At 70.0% G+C, this 24,009-nt stretch carries 27 protein-coding genes; 22 read left to right on the forward strand and 5 right to left on the reverse strand.

Going from position 1 to position 24,009, the window contains the following annotated elements:
- Positions 1-8: 8 nt before the first annotated feature.
- The 8 genes from ACIBI9_RS55590 (at position 9) to ACIBI9_RS55625 (ending at position 6,015) form a co-directional block, all read left to right on the forward strand.
- The gene (locus tag ACIBI9_RS55590) at positions 9-791 is read left to right on the forward strand and encodes a phosphatase (RefSeq protein ID WP_397235529.1); all 783 of its coding nucleotides are present in this window, start codon (positions 9-11) and stop codon (positions 789-791) included.
- 312 nt (positions 792-1,103) lie between these two features.
- Complete coding sequence (locus ACIBI9_RS55595) at positions 1,104-1,307, forward strand: helix-turn-helix domain-containing protein (protein ID WP_026214222.1); 204 nt, start codon at positions 1,104-1,106, stop codon at positions 1,305-1,307.
- 184 nt (positions 1,308-1,491) lie between these two features.
- Entirely contained in the window at positions 1,492-1,590 is a 99-nt protein-coding gene (locus ACIBI9_RS55600) for a 30S ribosomal protein bS22 (RefSeq protein ID WP_018654693.1), read from the forward strand.
- 22 nt (positions 1,591-1,612) lie between these two features.
- Positions 1,613-2,608 (forward strand): NAD-dependent epimerase/dehydratase family protein, encoded by a 996-nt coding sequence (locus ACIBI9_RS55605; protein ID WP_397235530.1) that lies wholly within the window; start codon positions 1,613-1,615, stop codon positions 2,606-2,608.
- Entirely contained in the window at positions 2,605-3,507 is a 903-nt protein-coding gene (locus tag ACIBI9_RS55610) for a lysophospholipid acyltransferase family protein (protein WP_397235531.1), read from the forward strand. Before ACIBI9_RS55605 ends, ACIBI9_RS55610 begins: the two co-directional genes overlap by 4 nt.
- A 63-nt stretch (positions 3,508-3,570) precedes the next feature.
- Positions 3,571-4,365 (forward strand): SDR family NAD(P)-dependent oxidoreductase, encoded by a 795-nt coding sequence (locus ACIBI9_RS55615; RefSeq protein WP_397235532.1) that lies wholly within the window; start codon positions 3,571-3,573, stop codon positions 4,363-4,365.
- Between the two features lie 58 nt (positions 4,366-4,423).
- A complete protein-coding gene (locus ACIBI9_RS55620) occupies positions 4,424-5,002 on the forward strand; it encodes an RNA polymerase sigma factor (RefSeq protein ID WP_397235533.1) in 579 nt (192 codons plus the stop codon).
- 2 nt (positions 5,003-5,004) lie between these two features.
- Positions 5,005-6,015, forward strand: coding sequence for an LCP family protein (locus ACIBI9_RS55625; RefSeq protein WP_397235534.1), 1,011 nt, complete (start codon positions 5,005-5,007; stop codon positions 6,013-6,015).
- A 117-nt stretch (positions 6,016-6,132) separates the two neighbouring features.
- Here ACIBI9_RS55625 and ACIBI9_RS55630 read toward each other — a convergent pair whose 3' ends face one another.
- The 3 genes from ACIBI9_RS55630 to ACIBI9_RS55640 all read right to left on the reverse strand — a co-directional run bounded on the left by ACIBI9_RS55630 (position 6,133) and on the right by ACIBI9_RS55640 (position 8,357).
- Positions 6,133-7,008, reverse strand: coding sequence for an HAD family hydrolase (locus ACIBI9_RS55630; protein ID WP_397235535.1), 876 nt, complete (start codon positions 7,006-7,008; stop codon positions 6,133-6,135).
- Positions 7,009-7,026: 18 nt separating this feature from the next.
- Complete coding sequence (locus tag ACIBI9_RS55635) at positions 7,027-7,629, reverse strand: DUF5667 domain-containing protein (RefSeq protein ID WP_397235536.1); 603 nt, start codon at positions 7,627-7,629, stop codon at positions 7,027-7,029.
- 89 nt (positions 7,630-7,718) lie between these two features.
- A complete protein-coding gene (locus tag ACIBI9_RS55640) occupies positions 7,719-8,357 on the reverse strand; it encodes a sigma-70 family RNA polymerase sigma factor (RefSeq protein ID WP_185069962.1) in 639 nt (212 codons plus the stop codon).
- Positions 8,358-8,535: 178 nt separating this feature from the next.
- Between ACIBI9_RS55640 and ACIBI9_RS55645 the strand changes: the two genes are divergently transcribed.
- Positions 8,536-9,990, forward strand: coding sequence for a putative quinol monooxygenase (locus ACIBI9_RS55645; protein ID WP_397235537.1), 1,455 nt, complete (start codon positions 8,536-8,538; stop codon positions 9,988-9,990).
- Here ACIBI9_RS55645 and ACIBI9_RS55650 read toward each other — a convergent pair.
- On the reverse strand, positions 9,980-10,216 hold the full coding sequence (locus ACIBI9_RS55650; RefSeq protein ID WP_397235538.1) for a glutaredoxin family protein: 237 nt from the start codon (positions 10,214-10,216) through the stop codon (positions 9,980-9,982). The two genes, ACIBI9_RS55645 and ACIBI9_RS55650, sit on opposite strands and share 11 nt — an antisense overlap.
- Positions 10,217-10,331: 115 nt before the next feature.
- Here ACIBI9_RS55650 and ACIBI9_RS55655 point away from each other — a divergent pair, with 115 nt between their 5' ends.
- The 7 genes from ACIBI9_RS55655 (at position 10,332) to hemL (ending at position 17,870) form a co-directional block, all read left to right on the forward strand.
- Entirely contained in the window at positions 10,332-11,009 is a 678-nt protein-coding gene (locus ACIBI9_RS55655) for a redox-sensing transcriptional repressor Rex (protein ID WP_185069965.1), read from the forward strand.
- Entirely contained in the window at positions 11,006-12,262 is a 1,257-nt protein-coding gene (locus ACIBI9_RS55660) for a glutamyl-tRNA reductase (RefSeq protein WP_397235539.1), read from the forward strand. The genes ACIBI9_RS55655 and ACIBI9_RS55660 overlap by 4 nt, the downstream gene beginning before the upstream one ends.
- Positions 12,259-13,173 (forward strand): hydroxymethylbilane synthase, encoded by a 915-nt coding sequence (gene hemC, locus ACIBI9_RS55665; protein WP_397235540.1) that lies wholly within the window; start codon positions 12,259-12,261, stop codon positions 13,171-13,173. The genes ACIBI9_RS55660 and hemC overlap by 4 nt, the downstream gene beginning before the upstream one ends.
- The gene (locus ACIBI9_RS55670; protein WP_397235541.1) at positions 13,170-14,717 is read left to right on the forward strand and encodes a uroporphyrinogen-III synthase; all 1,548 of its coding nucleotides are present in this window, start codon (positions 13,170-13,172) and stop codon (positions 14,715-14,717) included. Before hemC ends, ACIBI9_RS55670 begins: the two co-directional genes overlap by 4 nt.
- Before the next feature lie 39 nt (positions 14,718-14,756).
- Positions 14,757-15,740, forward strand: a complete 984-nt coding sequence (gene hemB, locus ACIBI9_RS55675; RefSeq protein ID WP_397235542.1) for a porphobilinogen synthase — start codon at positions 14,757-14,759, stop codon at positions 15,738-15,740.
- A gap of 134 nt (positions 15,741-15,874) precedes the next feature.
- On the forward strand, positions 15,875-16,504 hold the full coding sequence (locus ACIBI9_RS55680; protein ID WP_397235543.1) for a bifunctional DNA primase/polymerase: 630 nt from the start codon (positions 15,875-15,877) through the stop codon (positions 16,502-16,504).
- A 76-nt stretch (positions 16,505-16,580) separates the two neighbouring features.
- Positions 16,581-17,870 carry a glutamate-1-semialdehyde 2,1-aminomutase gene (gene hemL, locus ACIBI9_RS55685; protein ID WP_397235544.1) on the forward strand — a complete coding sequence of 430 codons (1,290 nt, stop codon included), beginning with the start codon at positions 16,581-16,583 and terminating at the stop codon, positions 17,868-17,870.
- Here hemL and ACIBI9_RS55690 read toward each other — a convergent pair.
- Positions 17,867-18,274 carry a hypothetical protein gene (locus ACIBI9_RS55690; RefSeq protein WP_397235545.1) on the reverse strand — a complete coding sequence of 136 codons (408 nt, stop codon included), beginning with the start codon at positions 18,272-18,274 and terminating at the stop codon, positions 17,867-17,869. The genes hemL and ACIBI9_RS55690 overlap by 4 nt on opposite strands.
- Positions 18,275-18,530: 256 nt before the next feature.
- On the opposite strand from ACIBI9_RS55690, the gene ACIBI9_RS55695 reads away from it, so the two are divergent.
- The 6 genes from ACIBI9_RS55695 (at position 18,531) to ccsB (ending at position 24,007) form a co-directional block, all read left to right on the forward strand.
- Entirely contained in the window at positions 18,531-19,451 is a 921-nt protein-coding gene (locus tag ACIBI9_RS55695) for a LysR family transcriptional regulator (RefSeq protein ID WP_397235546.1), read from the forward strand.
- Between the two features lie 53 nt (positions 19,452-19,504).
- Complete coding sequence (locus ACIBI9_RS55700) at positions 19,505-20,143, forward strand: histidine phosphatase family protein (protein WP_397235547.1); 639 nt, start codon at positions 19,505-19,507, stop codon at positions 20,141-20,143.
- A 71-nt stretch (positions 20,144-20,214) separates the two neighbouring features.
- Positions 20,215-20,781 carry a TlpA family protein disulfide reductase gene (locus ACIBI9_RS55705; RefSeq protein ID WP_397235548.1) on the forward strand — a complete coding sequence of 189 codons (567 nt, stop codon included), beginning with the start codon at positions 20,215-20,217 and terminating at the stop codon, positions 20,779-20,781.
- Complete coding sequence (locus ACIBI9_RS55710; protein WP_397235549.1) at positions 20,774-21,496, forward strand: cytochrome c biogenesis CcdA family protein; 723 nt, start codon at positions 20,774-20,776, stop codon at positions 21,494-21,496. Before ACIBI9_RS55705 ends, ACIBI9_RS55710 begins: the two co-directional genes overlap by 8 nt.
- Entirely contained in the window at positions 21,496-23,055 is a 1,560-nt protein-coding gene (locus ACIBI9_RS55715; protein WP_397235550.1) for a cytochrome c biogenesis protein ResB, read from the forward strand. Before ACIBI9_RS55710 ends, ACIBI9_RS55715 begins: the two co-directional genes overlap by 1 nt.
- Positions 23,045-24,007 carry a c-type cytochrome biogenesis protein CcsB gene (gene ccsB, locus ACIBI9_RS55720; RefSeq protein WP_397235551.1) on the forward strand — a complete coding sequence of 321 codons (963 nt, stop codon included), beginning with the start codon at positions 23,045-23,047 and terminating at the stop codon, positions 24,005-24,007. The genes ACIBI9_RS55715 and ccsB overlap by 11 nt, the downstream gene beginning before the upstream one ends.
- The last annotated feature ends 2 nt before the right edge of the window (positions 24,008-24,009 follow it).

A 24,009-nucleotide genomic window follows, 5' to 3' on the forward strand; every position in this document is an offset into this window, starting at 1 on the left:
GAAGTGCTGTGCTTAGCCGCGACCAACTACGAGAGCACCTTGTCCAGACTCGAATAGCCGGCGACGTCGCGACCCCCCGAGAGAACAACCTCGACCACTACAGTTCGCTCGCCAACGGCGACCCGCACTACAAGCTGGGCCTGACCTTCGACCAGCCGTGGTCGTACCGCGACATCCTGGCGCTCATGGCCAAGTCGGCCGGCGTGGTCTCCGACCCCGACCACCGCTGGGGCCAGGACACCATCGATCCCGACCTGACGATCGACGCGCTCGACGACATGGCCGAGTCCATCGCCGCCGTGCTGTCGCGGGAGAACCCGCGCGTCCTGCTCGCCACCGGGCACCCGACCGGGCTGCTCGCCGTGCACCTTCCGCTGGCGCGGCTCTGCGCCGAGCGCGGGGCCGAACTGCTCGCGCCGGGCGAGGGATGGTCGTACTCCGGGGCCAATTTCGGGCGTCGGCGGAAGATCCGCTACCTGCAGGACGTCGCCATGCTCGACGACAGGGGCGCGTTCGTGCACACCCACGACGCCACGCCCATGTGCCACATGATCGACGAGCTCGGCGGGAAGCTTCCCGATCTCGTGATCGCCGACCACGGCTGGGCGGGAGCGGCGGGAGAGGCCGGTGCGCACACAGTGGCGTTCGCCGACAGCAACGACCCCGGACTGTTCCTCGGCGAGGCCGAAGGAAAGATTGACGTGGTCGTACCACTTGATGACAATGTGCTACCACGCTTTTACGCTCCGCTGACGGAGCGGATCGTCACTCAGGTCTCACGAGCCCTTTGAGTCGAATTCGGTCCTCCGCATACCGTCTTTTCGCGCCTGCATTCCAAGGGGCTCGCTGTCCCTTTGCCAACTTTTGATGGGGCTCCGGCGACTCTTATGTGTGGCAACTTGGACAGTTCCAACGTCCAGGTGAGGTGCTCTGCCCGGCTGCTCACCAGCGCTTTCGCTGGTTCGGCTGACAGACGGCTCCGGCGACTGAGAAACTAGGGGGTTTGCGCACCCGGAGTCCCGACTTACGCTGACGGCAGTACACGTGCGTGAGCAATGGCACCAGTGGGGATAACCCGGAAACACGTGCGGAAGAGGCGTCCGATGGGTGCAGGCGAAAGACCTCTCAGTGAGGTGAAGTTCCTGACCGTCGCGGAAGTGGCGACGGTCATGAGGGTGTCCAAGATGACGGTGTACCGGCTCGTCCACTCTGGCGAGTTGCCGGCCATCCGTGTCGGCCGGTCGTTCAGGGTGCCTGAGCAGGCGGTACACGACTATCTGCGGGAGGCCTACATCGAGGCAGGCTGAAGTAGCGATGTGACCCGTCATGTCGTGAATGTCGTGAAAGCTGTCCCGGGAGGGGCCCGGCCGCCGGAAGGCGCGACCGGGCTCTCACCCCCCGGTGGGGCGATCCACCGTCGATCGCCGGTAGTCTGTGAGCCGGTGTGCGCTCGCACTCCGGTCAGACTTGCTATCAGTACCTGGGGGTCCCGTGGGCTCTGTGATCAAGAAGCGCCGCAAGCGGATGGCTAAGAAGAAGCACCGCAAGCTGCTCAAGAAGACGCGCATCCAGCGGCGTAACAAGAAGTAACTTACGCAGCTGCGAGGCGCTGATGACCCACACCGTGCTGGTCACCGGGGTCTCGCGCCACATCGGCGCCCGGGTGGCGAGCGTTCTTGCGTCCGACCCGGACATCAGCCGCGTCATTGGAGTTGACACCGTGCCGCCCCCCTGGCTCACGCGGGACGGCGGCATCTCTCTCGGCCGGACTGAGTTCGTCCGGGTGGATTTGCGCAGCCCTGACATCGCTCAGGTGATCGCGGCTGCCGACATCGACACCGTTGTGCACATGAGCCTGGTCAGCGCTCCGTCGAGGAGCGGTGGCAGGGCCGCCATGAAAGAGCACAACGTGATCGGCACCATGCAACTGCTCGGTGCCTGCCAGCGGTCGGCGACCGTGCGGCGCGTGGTGGTCCGCTCCACCACCGCCGTCTACGGCTCGTCGCCGCGGGATCCCGCGGTGTTCACCGAGGACCTGGAGCCCCACGACGGCCCCACCCACGGTTATGCCAAGGACGCGGTCGAGGTCGAGGGCTACGTCCGGGGTTTCGCCCGGCGCCGTCCCGACGTGACGGTGTCGATGCTGCGTTTCGCCAACTTCATGGGTCCCGGCGTCGACTCGCCGCTGACCCGTTACTTCACCCAGCCGGTGCTGCCGACGGTGTTCGGCTTCGACCCGCGACTGCAGTTCATCCATGAGGACGACGCGGTCGAGGTGTTGCGCCGGATGGCGACGGAAGAGCACCCCGGCACGTTCAACGTGGCCGGGGCAGGCGTGCTGCTGCTGTCGCAGTGCGCCAGGCGGGCGGGCCGGCCTTCGATGCCGCTGCCCTCGCCCGCGTTCAAGGTGCTGGGCAACGCCGTACGCAGGCTCGGGCTGGTCGAATACTCGCCCGAGCAGGTCAGGCTGTTGTGTCATGGCCGCGCGGTCGACACCTCCGCGCTGGAGGCGGCGCTCGGATGGAAGCCCAAGTTCACGACCGGGGCGGCGTTCGACGACTTCTTGCGCTCGCACGGCCTGCACCCGCTCGGAGGTGTGCGGAGTTGAGCGTTCCCCAGGAGCATGAGGACGCCGTGGTGATCCCGATCAGCGCGGCGCCGTCGTTCGAGGAGCCCGATCGGGTGGCCAAGATGCTGGCCTTCCTGCGCAGGCGCGTCGACGGCGACTACGAGGTCGACGAGTTCGGCTACGACGCCGAGCTGACCGACAAGGTCGTCCTGGAGCTGATCAGGCCGCTCTACAACGACTGGTTCAGGGTCGAGACGGTCCAGCTCAAGAACATCCCCGACGAGACTGGGGCGCTGGTCGTGGCCAACCACTCGGGCACGCTGCCGCTCGACGCGCTGATGCTGCAGGTGGCCCTGCACGACGAGGCCGGCCGGCCGCTGCGGCTGCTCGGCGCCGACCTGGTCTACCAGCTCCCGGTGCTGAGCCACCTGGCCCGCAAGACCGGCCACACGCTGGCCTGCCCCGAGGACGCCGACCGGCTGCTGCGCAAGGGCGAGCTGGTCGGGGTGTTCCCCGAGGGCTTCAAGGGTGTGGGCAAGGCGTTCTCCGACCGCTACCGGCTGCAGCGGTTCGGCCGCGGCGGCTTCGTGGCCTCGGCCATCCGCGCGGGGGTGCCGATCGTGCCCACCGCGATCGTCGGGGCCGAGGAGATCTATCCCAAGATCGGCGACCTGAAGTTCCTGGCCAGGATGCTCGGGCTGCCCTATCTGCCGATCACGCCGTTCTTCCCGCTGCTCGGGCCGCTCGGGCTGGTGCCGCTGCCGTCCAAGTGGATGATCGAGTTCGGCGAGCCGATCCGCACCGACGAGTACGAGCCGTCCGCCGCCGACGACCCGATGCTGGTCTTCAACCTCACCGACCACGTACGCGAGGTCATCCAGCAGATGCTCAACGAGCTGCGGCTGCGCCGAGGGCACGCCTTCCCGCCCTTCGTGTGAAACCTGCGGGGCGCCACCGGTGTTCAACGGGCGACAAATTCGCCGAACACCGTGAGGAATCCCATGGATCTTCAGCTTTCCGGCCGCGTCGCCGTCGTCACCGGCGCGTCCAAGGGCATCGGACTGGCCGTGGCCACCACCCTGGCCGAGGAGGGCGCCCACGTCGTGGCGGCCTCGCGGACCCGTACGGACGAGCTGCCCGACAAGGTCGTGCACGTGGCCGTCGACCTCATGGACCCCGAGGCGCCCGCGCGGGTCGTGGCGCGGGCCGTGGAGGAGTTCGGCGGGGTGGACATCCTGGTCAACAACGCCGGCGGCCCGCCGCCCGGGGCGACGCTGCCGCGCGCCGGGTTCCTGACGCCCTCCGACGAGGACTGGGCGGCCATGTTCGAGTTCAACCTGTTCTCGGTCGTACGCATGATCCGGTCGGCCCTGCCCGTCATGCTGGAGCGGGGCGGCGGCTCGATCGTCAACGTCTCCTCCACCATGAGCAGGCAGGCCGGCCCCATCAACGTCGACTACGGCGCCGCCAAGGCGGCCGTGAACCAGATCACCAAGGCCGTCTCGGAGGAGTACGGGCCCCAGGGGGTCAGGGTCAACACGGTGATGCCCGGCCCGGTGCTCACGGACTGGTGGACCAAGGAGGGCGGCGCGGCCGAGGTCTTCGCGGGCATGGTGGGCTCCGACAAGAAGAGCGTGATCGCCGAGGTCGCTCCTGCCATGATGAAGCTGGCCACGGGGCGGCTCGTCCACCCGCAGGAAATCGCCGACGCGGTCGTCCTGCTCGCGTCGCCGCGGTCCGGTAGCACGACCGGCGCCGAGTTCGTGATCGACGGGGGTCAGCTCAAGGAGATGTGAACCCTCTAGGCGGGTTGTGGCAAGACATCCGTGACCGATCCCCCACAGAAGGGCGGAGATGATCACGCAACCCGCCACCAGGGGTGCGGATTCGGAGCTCGTGAGCGCCTCGTGGACCGAACCCGAGGCGTTCGCCGAGCTCTTCGACCGCTACTCCGCGATGCTCTACCGGTACGTCTCCAAACGCCTCGGCCCCGAGCCGGCCGAGGACCTCGTCGGCGAGACGTTCCTGGTCGCCTTCTCGCGCAGGAAGAGCTACGACCTGGCGTACCCGGACGCCCGGCCGTGGCTCTTCGGCATCCTCACCAAGCTCATCTCCCGGCACCACCGCAAGGAGGCCGCCCGCTACCGGGCTCTCCTGCGCGCCCCTGTCGACTCCGACGTGGAGTCGCCCGCGGACCGGGTGGCCGCCGGGGTCACCGCCCAGGCCGTCCGCGCCGAACTGGCCGGGGCCCTCGCGGCGCTGCCCGCCAAGGACCGGGACGTGCTGCTGCTCATCGCCTGGGGCGATCTCACGTACGAGGAGGTCGGGCGGGCGCTCGGCATCCCCATCGGGACCGTGCGCTCCCGCCTCAACAGGGGCAGGCGGAAGGTGCGGGCCGCGCTCGGCGACACCAACCCCATGGAGGAGGAGTGACGATGGACGACCTGAAGCTGCTCCGGGACCTCGGGGAGGAGATCGGGCACGAGGCGCCCGCGACGCTCGTCCGCCAGCGCGAACGCCTGCTGCGCGGCCGTCCCCGCCGCCGGTGGAGCGCCTGGTGGACGGCGGGACTCGTCGCGGTGGCCACCGCGAGCGCCGTCGCCGTGCCCGCCGTGCTCGTCAGCGGCCGCCACACGGCCGCGCCGCCCGCCGGTTCGCAGGCCGTGGACATGAGCGGCACGCGGAACGTACTGGTGATCGGCTCCGACACCCGCGAGGGCGAGGGCAACGCCAAGTACGGTCCCCAGATGGCCCGGCAGAACGCCGGCAAGCGGTCCGACACCATCATGATCGTCCACGTCCCCGCCGACCGCGGCCGCGCCACCGTCGTCAGCGTCCCGCGCGACTCGATGGTCACGATCCCCCGCTGCGGCTCGTCGCCCTCCAGGGTCGACATGATCAACTCCGCGTACAACACCGGCGGGGCGGGCTGTCTCAAGCGCACTCTGGAGTCTCTGACCGGGCTGCGGATCCAGCACTCGGTGGAGGTGGACTTCACGGGCTTCAAGGGCATGGTGGACGCGCTGGGGGGCGTCGAGGTCACGTTGCCCACAGCTGTGGACGACAAGAAGTCGAAGCTCAAGCTGTCGGCCGGGAAGCACATGCTGAACGGCGAGAAGGCGCTGGGTTACGTGCGGCTGCGGCACTACGGCGACGGGTCGGACATCAGCCGGATGAAGCGGCAGCAGGCGCTCGTGCTGTCGATGCTGAAGAAGGCCCGGTCGGGGTTGTCCTCGCCCGAGCGGCTCAAGCCGTTCCTGGAGGCGATGAGCAGGTCGGTCAAGACCGATCTGAACCTGGAGTCGATGTACGAGCTGGCCGGCGAGCTGTCAGGCACCAAGCTGGACCTCACGACGATCCCGTGGGAGCCGTATCCGGAGGACAAGAACCGCCTGCAGTGGAAACAACCGGAGGCCGGAAAGCTCTTCAAACGCCTCGGGGGTTGAGGACTCGCCGTAACGGCGCCCGGCGTGCTCATGGCTCCGCTCCGCTCCGCTGTTCGGGGCTCTCCGAGCCCCTCACACTGGGCGGCGGGTGGAGCCGCCCGTGCTCAGCCGTAAAACCTAGATTGAATTGCGGTAATGGCGGCGGAGGGCGATGCCGGCGGCGATGCCGCCGGCTATGGCGCCCACGCCGGCCGCGATGGGCAGGGCCGTCAGGGTGGCCTTGCGGCCGGTGCGGAAGTCCTTGATGGGCCAGTCGTGCTTCCTGGCGTGCTCCCGCAGCTCGCTGTCCGGGTTGATGGCCACCGCCGAGCCCACCAGCGACATCATCGGCAGGTCGTTGGCCGAGTCGCTGTAGGCCGTGCAGCGGGTCAGGTCGAGCCCCTCGCGGCGGGCCAGGGCCCGCACCGCCTCCGCCTTGGCGGGACCGTGCAGGAGGTCGCCCACCAGGCGTCCCGTGTAGATCCCGTCGCGGGTCTCCGCGACCGTGCCGAGGGCGCCGGTCAGGCCGAGCCGCTGCGCGATGACGCGGGCCAGCTCCACGGGGGTGGCGGTGACGAGCCAGACGCGCTGGCCCGCGTCCAGGTGGCTCTGGGCCAGGGAACGGGTGCCGCCCCAGATGCGGTCGGCCATGACCTCGTCGTAGATCTCCTCGCCGAGGCGTACGACGTCGTCGACCTTGGCCCCCGCCACGAACGCCAGCGCCGTCTCCCTGGCGACCGCGATGTGCTCGGGGTTCTCGTTGCCGCGCAGCCTGAACACGGCCTGCCCGACCGCGAACTTCATCAGGTCGGACGTCGTGAACATGCCCCGCGTCGCCAGCCCTCTGGCGAAGTGGTAGATCGAGGCCCCGCGCATCATCGTGTTGTCGACGTCGAAGAACGCCGCCGCCTGCAGGTCCGGCTCGACCGGGGCGACGGTGGCCGCCGCCTGCGCCGCGGCCTCGCCGGCGGCCTCGGGCGCCACCTCGTGTCGTCGTCGAATTAGCCGCCACATGGCGCTCAGCTTACTTTCCTAGTCAGGCGCGACCAGACCCTCGATGTAGTCAAGGTATCCCTCCGCCTGGGCAAGTTGTGAGTCGTCGAGCTGCGTGAGTATAGGCCCGACCACCTTCTTCTGGTCACGGGCGAAGGTCTTGATCTTAGGGGAGCGCGGCTCCGCCCGCTCCAGCCGGCTGATGCCCGAGCGCGTCGACTCCTCCATGTCCTTCAGCGTCCTGCCGACCAGCGGGCCGCCCTCGGCCGAGCCGAGCAGGGTGGCGACCTCCCTGGCCCGGGTCTTGGCCGAGTCGAGCTCGCGTTCGCCACGTTCGGCGTCGTCGCTGCTGAGGCGTACGAGCGTGCTCTCCGCGGCGCGCTTGAGCGGGTAGAGGGAGTCTCCCGGCACCGACTGGTACGTGGCGAAGGAGGAGACCATCATGGCCGCCGCCAGCCCCAGCGTGGCCAGCTGCGACAGCAGCGGCCTCCGGCGCGCGGGGCGGCGGTGAGCGGGCTTTTCCGGCTCGGGGGCGTCCAGGAGCGCGCCGGAGAGGAGCTCCGCGCGCAGCCGCTCGCGGAAGGCGGGCTCGGGCATGCCGCCGAGCGGCAGGCTGCGCAGCTCCGCGAGGTGCTCGAGCACGAGCTCCCGCTCCCTGCGCGCCCTACCCATGACAGCTCCCTGACTGATCCGGCAGTGACATCTGACTAACGAGATGCGGATGGGGGAAGTTACGCCAGATCGTGCTTAAGTGCCCTGGCCAGCGCCCGGACGGCACGGAACTGCAGCGCTTTGATCGCTCCACTCTTCTTCCCCATGATCAGCGCGGTTTCCGCGAGCGAGAGGCCGTGCAGGAAGCGCAGGACCACACACTCCTGCTGCTCGGGATTGAGATCTCGTACGGCACGCAGCACCCTGTCGTTGATAATCGCGTTGACCACGGCGTTCTCAGGGATGTGCGAGCCGTCGAGAGGTACGTCGATGATCTCGCCCGTCGGGATCTCCAGCCGGTAGCGACCGGACTTGAAGTGGTCGGTGACCAGGTTCCTGGCGATGGTCACGAGCCAGGCGCCGAAATCGCGCCCCTGCCACGTGAAGTCGCCGATCCTGCGCAGCGCGCGCAGGAAGGTCTCGCTGGTGAGGTCCTCGGCTAATTGGTGTGACCCCACCCGGAAGTAGATGTAGCGGTAGACCAGATCCACATATCGGTCGTAGAGCGTGCCAAAGGAATCGGTGCAGCCACTTTTGGCATGCAGCACCAGCGTGCGGATGTCGTCGGGCACTTCTTCGCGCACGGCGGGCTCGCCCGTCCGGGCAGGCACAGCGACCGCTGGCGCAAGTAGCCCGGCGAACGGTGACGAGTCAGGCATCCGGTATCCCTACGGGTAAGGGGTGCGGCGTGCTCGAACACTCTAGAAATCAACCGGAAATTCCACAATCCACAGCTTGCTGGCATGACTAGGCGTAATCGGCAGATACCGTGTCTCCCGACCCGTTCCCTCTTCGGCTACCGGTCTGGGAGGCTCGTCCGGCAGCATTGGAGTCATCATGGAGATCCTCGTTGCTGTCATAGCTTTCGCCGGTGCGCTCCTGGCCGCGATCGCGGTGGGCGCCCTGATTCAACGACTTCGCGACGAGCCTGAGGGGTGGTTGATCGCCTGGACCGTTGCAGTCGTGTCTCTTTGCCTGTCACTGGCCGTGATCGGTATCGGCTACGTCTTCGGGTTCGGCTCGGTCACGTTCCGGATCTACCAGATCACGGGATCCCTGCTGGCGCCGCTCTGGCTGGCCGTCGGCATGGTCCAGCTGCTGGCGGAGAAGGCGCCGCCGAGGTTCCTCGCATGGCTGTTCGGCATCGCCCTGACGGTCGTGTCGGTGGCCATCCTCGTCTTCGACCCGCTCAAGAGCGAGGAGCTGGGCAAGTCACTGCCGGCGGCCGCCAACTTCTGGGCGATCATCCCCGACAAGCTGCTGCTCGGCGTGCACGTCGTCGACGTACTGGTCATGCTCGGCATGCTCGTCGTGGCGGGGCTCAAGTGGCGTCAGGGTGACGAATACGACACCGACAACCTGCACGCGTCGGCGGTCATCGTCCCCTCGGGGATGGCGCTCGTGGGCGCGATGAGGTTCACGGTGCCGGCGCTGTTCACCACGGCGCTGCTCGCCGTCGCCGCGGCGGCCGTCTGGTACACCGTGCTGCGGCCCCTGGCGCCGTACGAGGACGACGACGAGGACGACTTCGACTCCGACCGCGACGAGCGCCCTTCGCGCCGCGACGATCGCTCTCAGCGCCGCGAGGAGCGTGCGCAGCACCATGACGAGCGGCCCATGTTCCGCGACGAGGCGCCCCCGCCGGGCCCCAGGGGCATGCCGGAGCCCGTTCCCGGCGGTCCCGGGCTCCCGCCCTCCCCGCCGCGCAGGTCGTCGGGCCTGGGCGATCTGGTGGCCGAATACCGTGCGGGCGACCAGGGGGTGGACTACGCCGCGCGCATGGCGCCGCCGCCCGACTCGGGGCCCTCGACCGGCTACATCATGAACGGCGCGCCGCCCGCCGGGCAGGCGCCGCCCCAGCGCCCCGACTTCGCGATGCCGGGGACCGGCGCGGTCTACCCGGGCGCCGAGCTGTTCTCGCCCGGGTCGCAGCAGCAACAGCAGCCCGGCTCCGGCAAGCCCTCACCGAACATCTACGGCCTGCTCACCGTCTTCACGATCATGGACGGGGCCGGCGAGGCGTTCGACCGGCTGGCCGAGGCGACCGTCGAGGCCGTGCGCCGCGGCGAGCCCGACACGCTCGTGTACGCCTGCCACGCGGTCAAGTCGGCCCCCCTGCAGCGCATCGTCTACGAGCTCTACCGCGACGAGATCGCCTACCGCGACCACCAGCGCCAGCCCCACGTCGAGAGGTTCCTCAACGAGCGGCAGGCGATGGTGTTGGCCACCAACGTCATCGAGCTCAACGTCAACGCCGCGAAGGTGGTGCCGCTCCCGACGGCTATGTACTGAGGGCCGCCCGCAGCCGGGCCTCGTCGACCCGCCAGAAGTCGTGCTGCACGCCGTCGATCAGCGTGACCGGGATCATCTCCCAGTACTTCTCCTGAAGCTCCTCGGAGGACTCGATGCTGACCTCCTCCCACGGCACCCCGAGCTCGCCCGCCACCTTGGCGATGATCTCTCGCGCGTCCTCACACAGGTGACAGCCGGGCTTGCCGAGCAACGTGATGCGATGCATACGCACACGCTACCGTCGCGACTTTGTGCATCGGTTCACAAAGGGATTAACCTGAAAGACGGTTCGATTCCGTTCACGCGGTCCCCACACCGCCCGTCCCCTGGAGCTCCGGCACGTGAAGAGCCCGTCCCAGCCCCGCGACCGCGGCATCCCCGAGGCGACGGTCGCCAGGCTTCCGTTGTACCTCCGGGCGCTGCACGGGATGGCCGAGCGGGGCATCGCGACCGTCAGCTCCGAGGACCTGGCCGTCGCCGCCGGCGTCAACTCGGCCAAGCTGCGCAAAGATCTGTCACACCTCGGCTCCTACGGCACCCGCGGCGTAGGCTATGACGTCGAGTACCTCGTCTACCAGATCTCCCGCGAGCTCGGCCTGACGCAGGACTGGGCGGTCGCGATCGTCGGAGTCGGCAACCTCGGCCGCGCGCTCGCCAACTACGGCGGTTTCGTCTCCAGGGGCTTCCGGGTCGCGGCGCTCGTGGACGCCGACCCCGAAGTCGTGGGCGACACCATCGCGGGGTTGAATGTTGAGCACATCGACGAACTGGAAGCCGTCATCAAGCGGCGTGGAGTCTCGATCGTGGTTCTGGCGACACCGGCGGCAGCGGCGCAGGAAGTGTGCGATCGCGTGATTTCCGTGGGCGTGACCAGCATCCTGAACTTCGCCCCAGTTGTGCTTTCCGTGCCGGACGGCGTCGATGTCCGTAAAGTCGACCTATCTATCGAACTGCAGATTCTCGCGTTCCACGAGCAACGCAAGGCTGGGGGGCCACTCATGGCGGTGGACAGTCAATGAGTGTTCTGGCTATCGGACTCAGCCACCGGACCGCTCCGGTGGCGCTTTTGGAGCGCGTCTCGGTCACCGGCGACGCGCTCGCCAAACTCCTGTACGACGTGCAGCAGGATCCCTGCGTAGCGGAGGCCATGGTGGTCTCGACCTGCAACAGGGTCGAGGTCTACGTCACGGTCGACCGCTTCCACGCCGCCGTCACCGCCGTCACCGGCCTGCTCGGCGTCCACTCGGGCGTCCCGGTCGAGGAGCTGACGCCGCACCTCTACGTGCACTACGAGGAGCGGGCCGTCGAGCACCTGTTCTCCATGGTGTGCGGGCTCGACTCCATGGTCGTGGGCGAGGGCCAGATCCTCGGCCAGGTCCGCCAGGCGCTCAAGCTGGCGCAGCGCCACGGCACCGTCGGCGCCACCCTCAACGAGCTGGTCCAGCAGGCGCTGCGGGTCGGCAAGCGGGCGCACCACGAGACCGGCATCGACAAGGCGGGCGCCTCCCTCGTCTCCGCCGGCCTGGCCCTGGCGGGCGACCTGGCCGGGCGGCGGGCGCTGGTGGTCGGGGCGGGCTCCATGAGCTCGCTGGCCGCCGTCACGCTGGCGCGCGCCGGGGTCACCGACATCGTGGTGGCCAACCGTACGTACGAGCGCGGCGCGCGGCTGGCCGAGTCCGTCGGCGGCCGGGCGGTGGGCTTCGCCGCCGTGGCCGACGAGCTGGCCGGGGCCGACATCGTCATCACCTGCACGGGCGCCGGACGTCACGTCATCACGCCCGACATGCTGAGCCGGCCCGCGTTCCTGCTGGACCTGGCGCTGCCGCACGACATCGACCCGGGCGTCCGGGCCGTGCCCGGCGTTACGCTGGTGGATCTGGAGACCATCCAGGAGTCCGGGATCGGCTCCCGCGGCGGCGACGCCGTCGAGTCCGTCCGCACGCTCGTGGCCGAGGAGCTGCGCGCCTACCTCGACGCCGAGCGGGCCGCCAAGGTCACCCCGACCGTGGTGGCGCTGCGCAGCAAGGCGGCGAGTGTGGTCGAGTCGGAGCTCGGCCGCCTGCTCATGCGGGTGCCCGACCTCGACGAGAAGGCACGCGACGAGGTCGCCATGACCGTGCAGCGGGTCGTCGACAAGCTGCTCCACGAGCCCACGGTGCGTGTCAAGCAACTCGCCACCTGCCCAGGAGGCGATCATTATGCGGAAGCGCTGCGTGAGCTGTTCAATCTCGATCCGAAGATGCCCGAGGCCGTGAGGGAGGTGGAGCTGTGACATCGGCGGCTCTGCGGCTGGGGACGCGTCGTAGTCTGATGGCCACCACGCAGTCCCAGATGGTGGCCGACGACTACACGCGGCTCACCGGGCGCGCGGTCGAGCTGGTGGGCGTCACGACGTTCGGCGACGTCACCAAGGCTCACCTCGCGCAGCTCGGCGGCACGGGCGTGTTCGTCAGCGCGCTGCGCGACAAGCTCATGGAGGACGAGGTCGACTTCGCCGTCCATTCGCTGAAGGACCTGCCGACCAAGCAGGACCCGCGCTTCACGCTGGCGGCGATCCCGGCCCGGCACGACCACCGCGACGCGCTGGTCGGCCCGCACAAGTTCGCCGACCTGGCGCCCGGCGCCAGGGTCGGCACCGGCTCGCCGCGCCGGATCGCCATGCTGAGCGCGCTTCGGCCCGATCTGGAGTACGTCCCGATCCGCGGCAACGCCGACACGCGTATCGGCAAGGTAACCTCAGGTGAGCTCGACGCGGTCGTGCTGGCCTCGGCCGGCCTGACCAGGATCGGCCGTGACGCCGAAATCGCACAGATCTTCGAGGTGGAGGAGTTGCTGCCGGCTCCCGGTCAGGGCGCGCTGGCCGTGGAGTGCAGGTCCGACAGGGCCGACCTCATCGAGTTCCTGAGCGTTCTCGACGACCCGCGCACGCGCTCCGCGGTGACCGCCGAGCGAGCCGTGCTGGCGGCTCTCGAGGCTGGTTGCGCCGCTCCGGTGGGTGCTTTCGCGGCCGATGACGGGCACACTCTGAACCTGACCGCCGTGGTCGTCGCCATCGACGGCCGCGAGGCGGTCCGCAAGTCCACCGCCGGATCTCCTTCGGAGGCCGCGAACCTGGGCCGCCGCCTGGCGGCCGAGATGATCGCCGAAGGAGCCGACAGATTGATGGGGGAGCATTCCCATTGAGCTCCGATAGTCCAACCTCCGGATTCGTCGCCTTCGTGGGCGCGGGACCCGGCGATCCCAACCTGCTCACGCTCCGCGCCGCCGAGCTGCTCGCCAAGGCCGACGCCGTGGTGCTCGGCGACGACGAAGCACACCGCCCGTTGCTGCGCCACTGCCGCGAAGGCGTCGAAATCGTCGAGGACGACCTGGTCAAGCGGGCCAAGCACGGGCAGCTCGTGGTGCGCCTGTGCGAGGGCGACCCGATGCTGTTCTCCTCGATCACCGAGGAGGTCGCGGCCTGCGCCGCGGCGGAGGTGGACTTCGAGATCGTTCCCGGCGTGCCGCCCGCGACCGCCGTGCTCACGTACGCGGGCATCCCGGCAGCGAGCGCCGTCCCCGAGTTCCGGGTCGTGGACGCCGCGCAGGAGCAGGACTGGGCCGTGCACGCCGCCTGCCGCGGCACCCTGGTGATCTACAACGGCATCGGCGACGCCGTGGCCATCGGCAAGGCGCTCATCGCGGGCGGCAAGCCCGACACCACGCCCGTCGCGGTCAGCAGCGGCGGCACCACCACCGAGCAGTACACCGTCGTGTCCTCGCTCGGCCGGCTCCAGCCCGACCTCAAGCACGCCGGCTTCACCGAGCCGGCGCTCATCGTGGTCGGCGAGGCCGTGGGGCTGCGTGACAAGCTGTCGTGGTTCGAGACCAAGCCGCTGTTCGGCTGGCGGGTGCTGGTGCCCCGCACCAAGGAGCAGTCGCGCAGCCTGTCCGAGCAGCTCGTCGCGTACGGCGCGGTGCCCGAGGAGGTGCCGACCATCTCGGTCGAGCCGCCCCGCACGCCGCAGCAGATGGATCGCGCCATCAAGGGGCTCGTCACGGGCCGTTACGAGTGGGTGGCCTTCACCAGCGCCAACGCGGTCAAGGCGGTGCGCGAGAAGTTCGAGGAGTACGGCCTCGACGCGCGGGCCTTCGCCGGGCTCAAGGTGGCGGCCGTGGGCGACGCGACCGCGCGGGCCCTGGTCGAGTTCGGGGTCAAGCCCGACCTGCTGCCGTCGGGGGAGCAGTCCTCCGAGGGGCTGGTGGCCGAGTGGCCGCCGTACGACTCGATGCTCGACCCGATCAACCGGGTGCTGCTGCCGCGGGCCGACATCTCCACCGACACGCTGGTGGCCGGGCTCACCGAGCTGGGCTGGGAGTGCGACGACGTCACCGCCTACCGCACCGTGCGGGCCGCGCCGCCGCCCGCGCCCATCCGCGAGGCGATCAAGGGCGGCGGCTTCGACGCCGTGCTCTTCACGTCCTCGTCCACCGTGCGCAACCTGGTGGGCATCGCGGGCAAGCCGCACAACGTCACGGTGATCGCGGTCATCGGGCCGCAGACGGCCAAGACGGCCGAGGAGTTCGGGCTCCGGGTGGACGTGATGGCCGACAAGCCGTCTGCCTCCGCCCTGGCCGCCGCGGTGGCCGAGTACGGAGCCAAGCAGCGCCAGGCGGCGCTGGCGGCGGGCGACACCCCGCGCCGGCCGTCGCAGAACCGCCGGGGCGCCAGGAGAAGAGCCAGGTGAATTCTTAGCCTTCGCGTTTTCGCGATTGAGGAGTGGCGTATGACCGCGCAGTACCCTGTGGCCCGGCCGCGGCGGCTGCGTCGCAGCCCCGCCCTGCGCAGGATGGTGGCGGGCACCAGGTTGCACGCCGCCGACCTGATCCTGCCCGCGTTCGTCAAGGAGGGCATCGCCGAGCCGCAGCCCGTGGCCTCGATGCCGGGTGTCTTCCAGCACACCCGCGACTCGCTGCGCAAGGCCGCGCACGAGGCGGCGGAGGCCGGCGTCGGCGGGATCATCCTGTTCGGGATCCCCGCGGTGAAGGACGCGCGGGGCTCGGCCGCCGACGATCCCGACGGGATCCTCCAGGTGGCGTTGCGTGAGGTGAACGCCGAGGTCGGCGACGCGGTCGTGGTCATGGCCGACACCTGCCTCGACGAGTTCACCGACAACGGGCACTGCGGGATCCTCACCCCGTCCGGCGACGTGGACAACGACGCCACGCTGGAGCGCTACGCCTCGATCGCGGTGGCCCAGGCCGCCGCGGGGTCGCAGATGGTGGCACCGAGCGGGATGATGGACGGCCAGGTGGGGGCGATCCGCTCCGCCCTGGACGGGGCCGGTTATGGAAATGTCCCGATCTTGGCCTATTCGGCCAAGTATGCGTCCGCCTTCTTCGGGCCGTTCCGCGAGGCCGCCGAGTGCGCGCCGCAGTTCGGCGACCGCAGCACCCACCAGCAGGACCCCGCCGGGCCGCTGGAGGAGGCGCTGCGCGAGGTCCGGCTCGACCTCGCCGAGGGCGCCGACGCCGTCATGGTCAAGCCCGCGCTGGCCTACCTCGACATCATCACCCGCGTCCGCGACGAGGTGGACGTCCCGGTGGCGGCCTACCAGGTGAGCGGCGAGTACGCCATGGTCGAGGCGGCCGCGGCCAACGGCTGGGTGGACCGGGAGCGCATGATCAACGAATCGCTGGTCGCGATCAAGCGCGCCGGGGCCGACCTGATCCTCACGTACTGGGCAACGGAAGTGGCACGAGGGCTCTAACCAAGGGGTTTCCCGTCAACTCGTGAGGTCTGTGCGTTAGAGTGCGATAACAAGTGCTGGTGTGTCCCGCGTGGCGCGTATGGCTGCCCGGAGCCGGGACCTCCTCAGGCGCGGGGACTCGACGGGAGACACCAATGGTGGGGGTACCACTGGCTCGGCGTACCAGAAAACGGTCGCGGCCGACACGCATCGGCACCGTGCTCGAATACGCCGCCATGGGGTGGCCCGTCGTGCCGGGGGCTTATCCGCTGCGTCAAGGGCCGCGTGCCTGCTCCTGTGACCGCCTCGGCTGTCCCGACCCGGGTGCCCATCCGCTCTCGCCCGCCTGGCACCTGCAGGCCACGACGGACACGGCACTGCTGACGCGCTGGTGGCAGGCCGAGCCCGAGGCCAACGTGATCCTGCCCACCGGACGCGTGTTCGACGTCTTCGACGTACCGCTCGCCCTCGGCCTGTCGGCCCTCACCCGGATCGACAACGCCGGAGCACACCCGGGCCCGGTCGCCGCCAACGGCGACCGGGTCTTGTTTTACGTGGCCACGCGGGGCAATCCCGAGGACGAGGACGAGTGGTGGTCGTGCCAGCTCGACTGCGATCCCGCCACGATCGACGACACGCCCGGGCTGAGGTGGCACTGCCGCGACAGCTACGTCCTCGCGCCCCCCTCGGCCCTGCCGACGGGACAGCCCGTCTCCTGGCTCCGGCCCCCGAACGGGCAGCCGCTGCCCGACCCGCTGCGCATCCTGGAGTGGCTGGCCGACTGACCGCGGCCCTCGTGGTGCCCGCTCCGAAGGCCGCCGCGTGCAGGGGGCGGGTGGGGGCGCGGCTAACCTGGGTCGGGTGAGCCGTACACAGAACTCCGAGGACCTGTTCGCCCGCGCCCGCCGGATCGTGCCCGGGGGTGTCAACTCGCCCGTGCGCGCGTTCGGAGCGGTCGGCGGGACGCCGCGCTTCATGGTCTCCGGCCAGGGCCCCCACATCACCGACGTCGACGGCAACCGGTACGTCGACCTGGTGTGCTCCTGGGGCCCCATGATCCTCGGGCATCGGCACCCCGCGGTCGTCGAGGCCGTGTCCGGGGCGGTCGCTCACGGGTTCTCCTACGGCACCGCCACCCCCGGTGAGGTGGAGTTGGCCGAGGAGATCGTCGCCAGGGTGGCGCCGGTCGAGAAGGTACGGCTGGTCAGCTCGGGCACCGAGGCGACGATGAGCGCGGTGCGGCTGGCCAGGGGGTTCACCGGGCGGTCGAAGGTGATCAAGTTCGCGGGGTGCTACCACGGGCACGTCGACGCGCTGCTGGCCGCGGCCGGGTCCGGGGTGGCGACGTTCGGGCTGCCCGACACGCCGGGCGTGACGGGGGCGTCGGCGGCGGACACGATCGTGCTGCCGTACAACTCCATCGAGGCCGTCGAGGCGGCCTTCGCGGAGGCGGAGGTCGCGTGCGTGATCACGGAGGCCTGCCCGGCGAACATGGGGATCGTCCCGCCGAAGGACGGGTTCAACGAGCGCTTGCGCGAGCTGTGCACGACCCACGGCGCGCTGCTCATCGTCGACGAGGTGCTGACGGGGTTCCGGGTCTCGCCCGCTGGCTGGTACGGCCTGCAGCCGGTGGAGGCCGACCTGATGACCTTCGGGAAGGTCATGGGCGGTGGCCTGCCCGCCGCGGCCTTCGGGGGACGGGCCGAGGTGATGGCCCTGCTCGCGCCCGAGGGGCCCGTCTACCAGGCGGGGACGCTGTCCGGTAACCCGCTGGCCTGCGCGGCCGGCCTGGCCACCCTGCGAGCCCTGGACGCCGAGGCGTATGAGCGCGTGGACACCGCGGCCCTCGCCGTCGGCGACGCGGCCTCCGAGGCGCTGTCGGCCGCCGGGGTGCCGCACCGGCTGCAGCGGGCGGGCAACCTGTTCTCGATCTTCTTCACGGACGCCGAGGTGACGAACTTCGCCGAGGCCAAGACCCAGAACACGGCCGCGTTCACGGCGTTCTTCCACGCGATGCTCGACCAGGGCGTCTATCTGCCGCCGTCGGCGTACGAGGCCTGGTTCCTGTCGGCCTCCCATGACGAGGAGGCGCTGGGCCGCGTGGCAGAGGCGCTGCCCGCGGCGGCGAAGGCGGCTGCCGCCGTTCTCTAAGGGGTGGTGGCAGGAGCGGGATCGCGGAGAAGGCGCTCACCCAGACCATGAAGCGGAACGGATCGGGCGGCGCGGCCTTGCGCTGAACCACGTTGCCGAGGCCCCAGGCAGCCGCTGCGGCCAGGCAGAGGGCAGCGAAGGCCCCGAGCGGGCATGCCCGCTCGCATGCCCACGAGCAGGAATCCGAACTGGCCGACCCCGATGGTGGCCGCCACCCCCGCGACCCAGCGCCACGGGACTCCCGGGCGGCCGGCGAACGGCAGGGCGGGGAACGCCGCCAGGGCGAACCTGATGCCCGCGTACAGCAGCGGCGGGAAGTGCCGCAGGCCGGCCTGCATGACCACGAAGTTGAAGCCCCACACCGAGCGCAGGAGCTCGCCGCGAGAGAGCGACGGAGGAGTCACGAGCGGCGAAGTGGGCGCGACCATAAGCGCGGCCTCGAGGCCGACGGCGAGGGCGAGGTGGCGGGGCCTCACTCAGCGGGCGGGCTTCTGGTAACGGATGCGCTGCTCGCGGGCCTGCTCGGCCAGCACCTTGAGGTAGGACACGGAGCTCGGCTGCTGCTTCTTCGTCTTAAGGATTCTCATGCATCTATTTTCATCCGCTACACATTCAACGACAAGCGAGACTTTCTACGCTAAACCATTTAGGATGCCTTACATGTTGGACTTGAACCGGCTCAAGGCCCTTCACGCAGTCCATGTCTACGGGTCGGTCGGCGCGGCGGCCGACGCCCTCATGGTCACGCCCTCGGCGGTCTCCCAGCAGATCGCCAAGCTGGAGCGCGAGACCGGTGCCAGACTCATGGAGCGCAACGGGCGCGGCGTGCGCCTCACGGACGCGGCCGGCCTGCTCGCCGAGCACGCCGAGCGCATCCTCGCCCTGGTCGAGACGGCGGAGGCGGACTTCGAGGCGCTGCGCGGCGAGGTCGTCGGCCGCCTGAACATCGCGGCCTTCCCCACCGCCGTGCGCGGCCTCATGCCCGGCGCGCTCGTCTCGCTTCGGGAGCGCCACCCGGACCTGTGGGTCCAGCTCAGCGAGCGCGAGCCGGAGCGGGTGGTGCGCGAGGTGTCCAGGGGCGAGCTGGACCTGGGCGTCATCCAGGACTGGCTCAACCGGCCCATGGCCCTGCCCGACGGCCTGTCCAGGGCCACGCTGCTCGACGACGTGGCCGACATCGCGGTGCCCGCCGACCACCCGCTGGCCCACAGCAGGGAGCTGGAGCTCGCCCAGTTGCGCGACGACCATTGGATCAGCGGGTCTCCCGGCACCGTCTGCCACGACTGGCTCGTCTTCACCTTGCGCAACGCCTCGGTGGAGCCCGTGATCGCGTGCATGGCCGACGAGTACCCGACCCAGCTCGCGCTGGTGGCGGGCGGGCTGGGGTGCGCGATCGTGCCGCGGCTCGGCCGGGACTGCGTCCCGGACGGCGTGCGGCTCGTGCCGATCAGGCCGCGCCAGACGCGGCGCATCTACGCCGTGTGGCGCACGGACGCGGCCCGCCGTCCCGCGATCAGGGCCATGGTCGAGGCGCTGGCCGAGGCGAGCAGGAAGCAGGAGAACGCCTGGGCCGTCAACTGAGCCGCCGGGCCTCACGCTGCTCATAGAGGTGGAGCGGATAGGCTGTGCGCACCATGGCTGAAACCACCGTCGTCCACCTGCTGCGTCACGGCGAGGTGCACAATCCCGCCGGTCTCCTGTACGGCAGGCTCCCGGGCTACCACCTGTCCGAGACGGGAAAGCTCATGGCCGAGACGGTCGCCAAGGCCGTGGGCGGCCGTGACATCGTCGCCATCTACAGCTCCCCGCTGGAGCGCGCCCTCGAGACCGCGGCGCCCCTCGCCGAGAAGCTCGGCCTCGACGTCGTCCAGGACGAGCGCCTGATCGAGGCGGGCAACCTGCTGCAGGGCCGCCCGGTGGGCCGGGGCCTGGCGATCCTGCGAAACCCGCGCAACTACCGCTATTTCTGGAACCCGCTGCGCCCGTCGTGGGGCGAGCCGTACCCGTCGATCGTCAGGCGCATGAAGTCGGTGATCGACGACGCCAGGGCGGCGGCCCGCGGGCACGAGGTGGTGCTCGTCAGCCACCAGCTCCCCATCTGGACGATCAGGTCGGCCGCCGAGGGCCGCCGGCTCTGGCACGACCCGCGGCGCAGGCAGTGCGCGCTGGCCAGCCTCACCACCCTCACCTTCGACGGCGACCGCCTCGTCAGCGTCGGCTACAGCGAGCCCGCGGGGTCGCTTCAGACCGGTCCGTCCGTTCCCGGGGCCTGATGTCCGGAGCGAGGGGGCTCGCCGGTAGAGTTGCAAGCTCTACCGGTTGTAGTACAAGGAGATCTTCCTCCGTGCGCGCCAAGTCCATCTCTCTCGTCCTCCTGGGTCTGCTGGTCGCGGGCTGCGCGGGCAACCAGGGCGGCCAGCCGCAGGCCGGCGACACCCGTTTCGTCGCCGGCGACGGGAAGATGCAGCTGTTCGACGCGGCCGAGCGCAAGGCCGCGCCCGCGGTCGAGGGGCCGACTCTCGACGGGGCCACCGCCTCGCTCGCGGCGCACAAGGGCAAGGTCGTGGTGCTCAACTTCTGGGCGTCGTGGTGCGGGCCGTGCCGGGCGGAGGCGCCGGTGCTCAAGGAGGTCGCGGCCAAGACCAAGGCCGGCGGCGTGGAGTTCATCGGCGTCGACTTCAAGGACCGCCAGGCCGACGCGCTGGCGTTCGAGCGCACCGAGAAGACCGGCTACCCGCACATCTTCGACCAGCCGGGCAAGGTGGCGCTGGCCTTCCAGGGCACGGTGCCGCCCGCCGCCATCCCGTCCACCCTGATCATCGACAAGCAGGGCAGGATCGCCGCCAGGGCGCTCGGCGCGGTCAAGTACACCGACCTGCTCAACACCGTGACCAAGGTGCGCGATGAGTGACGTCGTGGCCTCGGGCTCGCTGCTGCTCGCGGTGCCGATCGCGGTGCTGGCCGGGGTCGTGTCGTTCCTGTCGCCGTGCGTGCTGCCGCTGGTGCCGGGCTACCTGTCGTACGTGACCGGCATGAGCGCCGACCCCAAGCGGGGGCGGCTGGTGCTGGGGACGGTGCTGTTCGTGGCCGGGTTCGGGCTGGTGTTCGTGCTCAGCGGGGCGCTGTTCGGCGGGCTCGGCTCGGTCATGCTGGGCCATGTCGAGATCATCACGCGGGTGCTCGGGGTGCTCACCATCCTGCTCGGGCTCGCGTTCCTGGGGGTCGTCCCCGGGCTGATGCGCGACGTGCGCATCCACAAGGTGCCCGCCGCGGGGCTGGCCGGGGCGCCGCTGCTCGGCGTGGTGTTCGGGCTGGGGTGGACGCCGTGCATCGGGCCCACGCTGGCCGTCGTGCTGGCGCTCGGGCTCAACGAGGGCAGCGCCGCGCGTGGCGCCCTCCTGGCCGTCGCGTACGCGCTGGGTCTCGGGCTGCCGTTCGTGGGCGCGGCGCTCGCGTACAGCAAGGCCCTGCGCACGTTCCGGGCCATCCGCAAGCACTCGCGCCTGATCACCAGGATCGGCGGCGGCATGATGGTGGCCGTCGGGGTGCTGCTCGTGACCGGGCTGTGGGGAGAGATGATCGCTGCCATGCAGGGCCTGATCGGCGGCTTCGAGCCGGTGATCTGATGAGCGTCAAGGAGCTGGCGAAGGAGCAGTCGCCGCGGCAGGCGGGGTTCGGGCTGGTCGCCTGGCTGCGGTGGGGCTGGCGCACGCTCACCTCGATGAAGACGGCGCTGATCCTGCTCTTCCTGCTCGCGCTCGCCTCGGTGCCGGGCTCCCTGGTGCCGCAGCGCGGTGTCGACCCCGACAAGGTGGCGCAGCTCTACGAGAAGAGCCCCACGCTGGCCGAGTGGTACGACAGGTTCCAGCTCTTCGAGGTGTTCACCTCGGTCTGGTTCGCGGCGATCTACCTGCTGCTGTTCACCTCGCTGATCGGCTGCATCATCCCGCGTACCGCCACCTACCTGCGCGAGCTGCGACGCAAGCCGCCTGCAGCGCCGAAGATATTGTCCCGTCTGCCGCACTCCGCCTCGTTCGAGGGCGACCTGGGAGTCGACGAGGCCGCCGCGCGGATGCGCAAGCTGCGCTTCCGCGTCGTGACCGGCGACGGGTGGGTGTCGGCCGAGAAGGGCTTCCTGCGCGAGACCGGAAACCTGTTCTTCCACGTCGCCCTGCTGGGGATCCTGTTCGCGGTCGGCTTCGGCTCCCTGTTCGGCTACCGCGGCAACGTCCTGGTCGTCGAGGGCGACGGGTTCGCCAACACGGTGGCCGCCTACGACCGGTTCATCCCGGGCAGCCAGGTCTCGGCCGAGTCGCTGGAGCCGTTCTCCTTCCAGCTGGAGGACTTCAAGGTCGCCTACCAGGTGACGGGGGAGAAGCGGGGCCAGGCGCTCGACTACACGGCCCGCCTGAAGGTCAACGACTCGCCCGGGTCACCCGCCCGCGAGTACGACCTCAAGGTCAACGACCCGCTGGAGATCAACGGCACGCAGACCTACCTGATCGGCAACGGCTACGCCCCCGTCTTCAAGGTCACCGACGGCAAGGGGCAGGTCGCCTTCGAGGGCCCGGTGCCGTGCCTCATCGAGGCCAAGGCCACGATGGCCTCGGGATGCGTGGTCAAGGTGCCCGACGCCCAGCCGTCGCAGCTCGGGTTCCTGCTGCAGTTCCTGCCCACCAGCGTGCCGCTCACGGACGGCACGTACGCCTCGGCCTTCCCCGGCGAGCTCAACCCCGAGGTGCAGCTCGTCGGAGCCTTCAGCGGCGACCTGGGGCTGCGCTCCGGCCGGCCGCAGTCGGTGTACGAGCTCGCGCCGCCCGAGCTCATGAAGAAGCTCACCCCACTGATCATGGGCAAGAGCGTGCCCAAGCCCCTCGCGGTCGGCCAGTCGATCGACCTGCCGAAGGGGGCGGGCAAGCTGGAGTTCACCGGGGTCAAGGAATGGATCACGCTCCAGACGGCCTACGACCCCGGGCGCATGCCGGTGCTGATCGCCGCCGCCACGGCCGTCGTCGCCATCGCGCTGTCCCTGATGATCCGCCGCCGCAGGGTGTTCGTGCGGCTCGGGAACGGCGTGGTCGAGGTGGGCGGTCTGACCCGCACAGAGGGCTCCGCGGCGGGCTTCGCCGAGGAGTTCGCCGACATCGTCAAGGTTCTATCCGCAGGAGAAAAGGATGTCCGCTGAGCAACTCGCGGAGCTGAGCGACCTTTTCGTCGTCGCCGCCGTTCTGCTCTACTTCTTCGCCATGATCGGGTTCGCGATCGAGCTGGCCTTCGGCAGGTCCCGGCCGGACAAGGCGGTCGCCGCCGAGCGGTCCGAGGTCAGGCAGCCGGTCGCGGTCGGGGCGGCTGCGGCCGACGCGGCGTCCCCGGTCGACGACGTGGTCGCCACCCCGGAGGCCAAGGAGCCGTCACGTGGGGCGGTCAGGGCCGGCAAGGTGGCCCTGGTGCTCGCCTGGGTGGGCTGGGCGGCCAACTTCGCCGCCATCGCCACCCGCGGCATGGCCGTGGACCGGTGGCCGTGGGGCAACATGTACGAGTTCGTGGTGGCCATCTGCTTCGCCGCCGTGACCGCGTTCCTCGGCACCCAGATCCGCTACAACGTGCGCTTCCTCGGCGCCTTCGTGATGATCACGGCGGCTCTCGGCCTCGGCCTGGCGGTCAAGTTCTTCTACACGGCGGCCGGGCCGGTCGTGCCCGCGCTGGACTCGTACTGGATCGCCATCCACGTCACCGCCGCGATCATCTCCAGCGGCCTGTTCACGCTGGCCGGCGTCGCCGGGGTCCTCTACCTGGTGCGCGGCGACGGGATGTCACGCCTGCCCTCGCGGGCCGACCTGGAGCGGGTGGCGCACCGGGCGATCGTGTTCTCGTTCCCGCTGTGGACGTTCGCGGTGATCGCGGGCGCGCTCTGGGCCGACCGGGCGTGGGGCCGCTACTGGGGCTGGGACCCCAAGGAGGTCTGGTCGTTCATCACCTGGGTGGCCTACGCCGCCTACCTGCACGCCAAGGTGACGGCCGGATGGCGGGGCAGGGCCGCGACGATCGTGCAGCTCGTGGCGTTCGCGTGCCTGATGTTCAACCTGATCGGCGTCAACGTCTTCATCAGCGGCCTGCACAGCTACGCCGACGTCTGATC

This window comes from Nonomuraea sp. NPDC050451 (genome assembly GCF_044458585.1).

Bases quoted from the DNA above. Each gene is read 5' to 3' on its own strand.
- ACIBI9_RS55715 (WP_397235550.1), top strand. From the start codon at position 21,496: ATGAGCGTCAAGGAGCTGGCGAAGGAGCAGTCGCCGCGGCAGGCGGGG.
- ACIBI9_RS55605 (WP_397235530.1), top strand. From the start codon at position 1,613: ATGACCCACACCGTGCTGGTCACCGGGGTCTCGCGCCACATCGGCGCC.
- ACIBI9_RS55660 (WP_397235539.1), top strand. From the start codon at position 11,006: ATGAGTGTTCTGGCTATCGGACTCAGCCACCGGACCGCTCCGGTGGCG.
- ACIBI9_RS55700 (WP_397235547.1), top strand. From the start codon at position 19,505: ATGGCTGAAACCACCGTCGTCCACCTGCTGCGTCACGGCGAGGTGCAC.
- ACIBI9_RS55695 (WP_397235546.1), top strand. From the start codon at position 18,531: ATGTTGGACTTGAACCGGCTCAAGGCCCTTCACGCAGTCCATGTCTAC.
- ACIBI9_RS55620 (WP_397235533.1), top strand. From the start codon at position 4,424: ATGATCACGCAACCCGCCACCAGGGGTGCGGATTCGGAGCTCGTGAGC.
- ACIBI9_RS55710 (WP_397235549.1), top strand. From the start codon at position 20,774: ATGAGTGACGTCGTGGCCTCGGGCTCGCTGCTGCTCGCGGTGCCGATC.
- ACIBI9_RS55625 (WP_397235534.1), top strand. From the start codon at position 5,005: ATGGACGACCTGAAGCTGCTCCGGGACCTCGGGGAGGAGATCGGGCAC.
- ccsB (WP_397235551.1), top strand. From the start codon at position 23,045: ATGTCCGCTGAGCAACTCGCGGAGCTGAGCGACCTTTTCGTCGTCGCC.
- ACIBI9_RS55615 (WP_397235532.1), top strand. From the start codon at position 3,571: ATGGATCTTCAGCTTTCCGGCCGCGTCGCCGTCGTCACCGGCGCGTCC.
- ACIBI9_RS55640 (WP_185069962.1), bottom strand. From the start codon at position 8,357: ATGCCTGACTCGTCACCGTTCGCCGGGCTACTTGCGCCAGCGGTCGCT.
- ACIBI9_RS55630 (WP_397235535.1), bottom strand. From the start codon at position 7,008: ATGTGGCGGCTAATTCGACGACGACACGAGGTGGCGCCCGAGGCCGCC.
- hemB (WP_397235542.1), top strand. From the start codon at position 14,757: ATGACCGCGCAGTACCCTGTGGCCCGGCCGCGGCGGCTGCGTCGCAGC.
- ACIBI9_RS55645 (WP_397235537.1), top strand. From the start codon at position 8,536: ATGGAGATCCTCGTTGCTGTCATAGCTTTCGCCGGTGCGCTCCTGGCC.
- ACIBI9_RS55650 (WP_397235538.1), bottom strand. From the start codon at position 10,216: ATGCATCGCATCACGTTGCTCGGCAAGCCCGGCTGTCACCTGTGTGAG.
- ACIBI9_RS55680 (WP_397235543.1), top strand. From the start codon at position 15,875: ATGGTGGGGGTACCACTGGCTCGGCGTACCAGAAAACGGTCGCGGCCG.
- ACIBI9_RS55595 (WP_026214222.1), top strand. From the start codon at position 1,104: ATGGGTGCAGGCGAAAGACCTCTCAGTGAGGTGAAGTTCCTGACCGTC.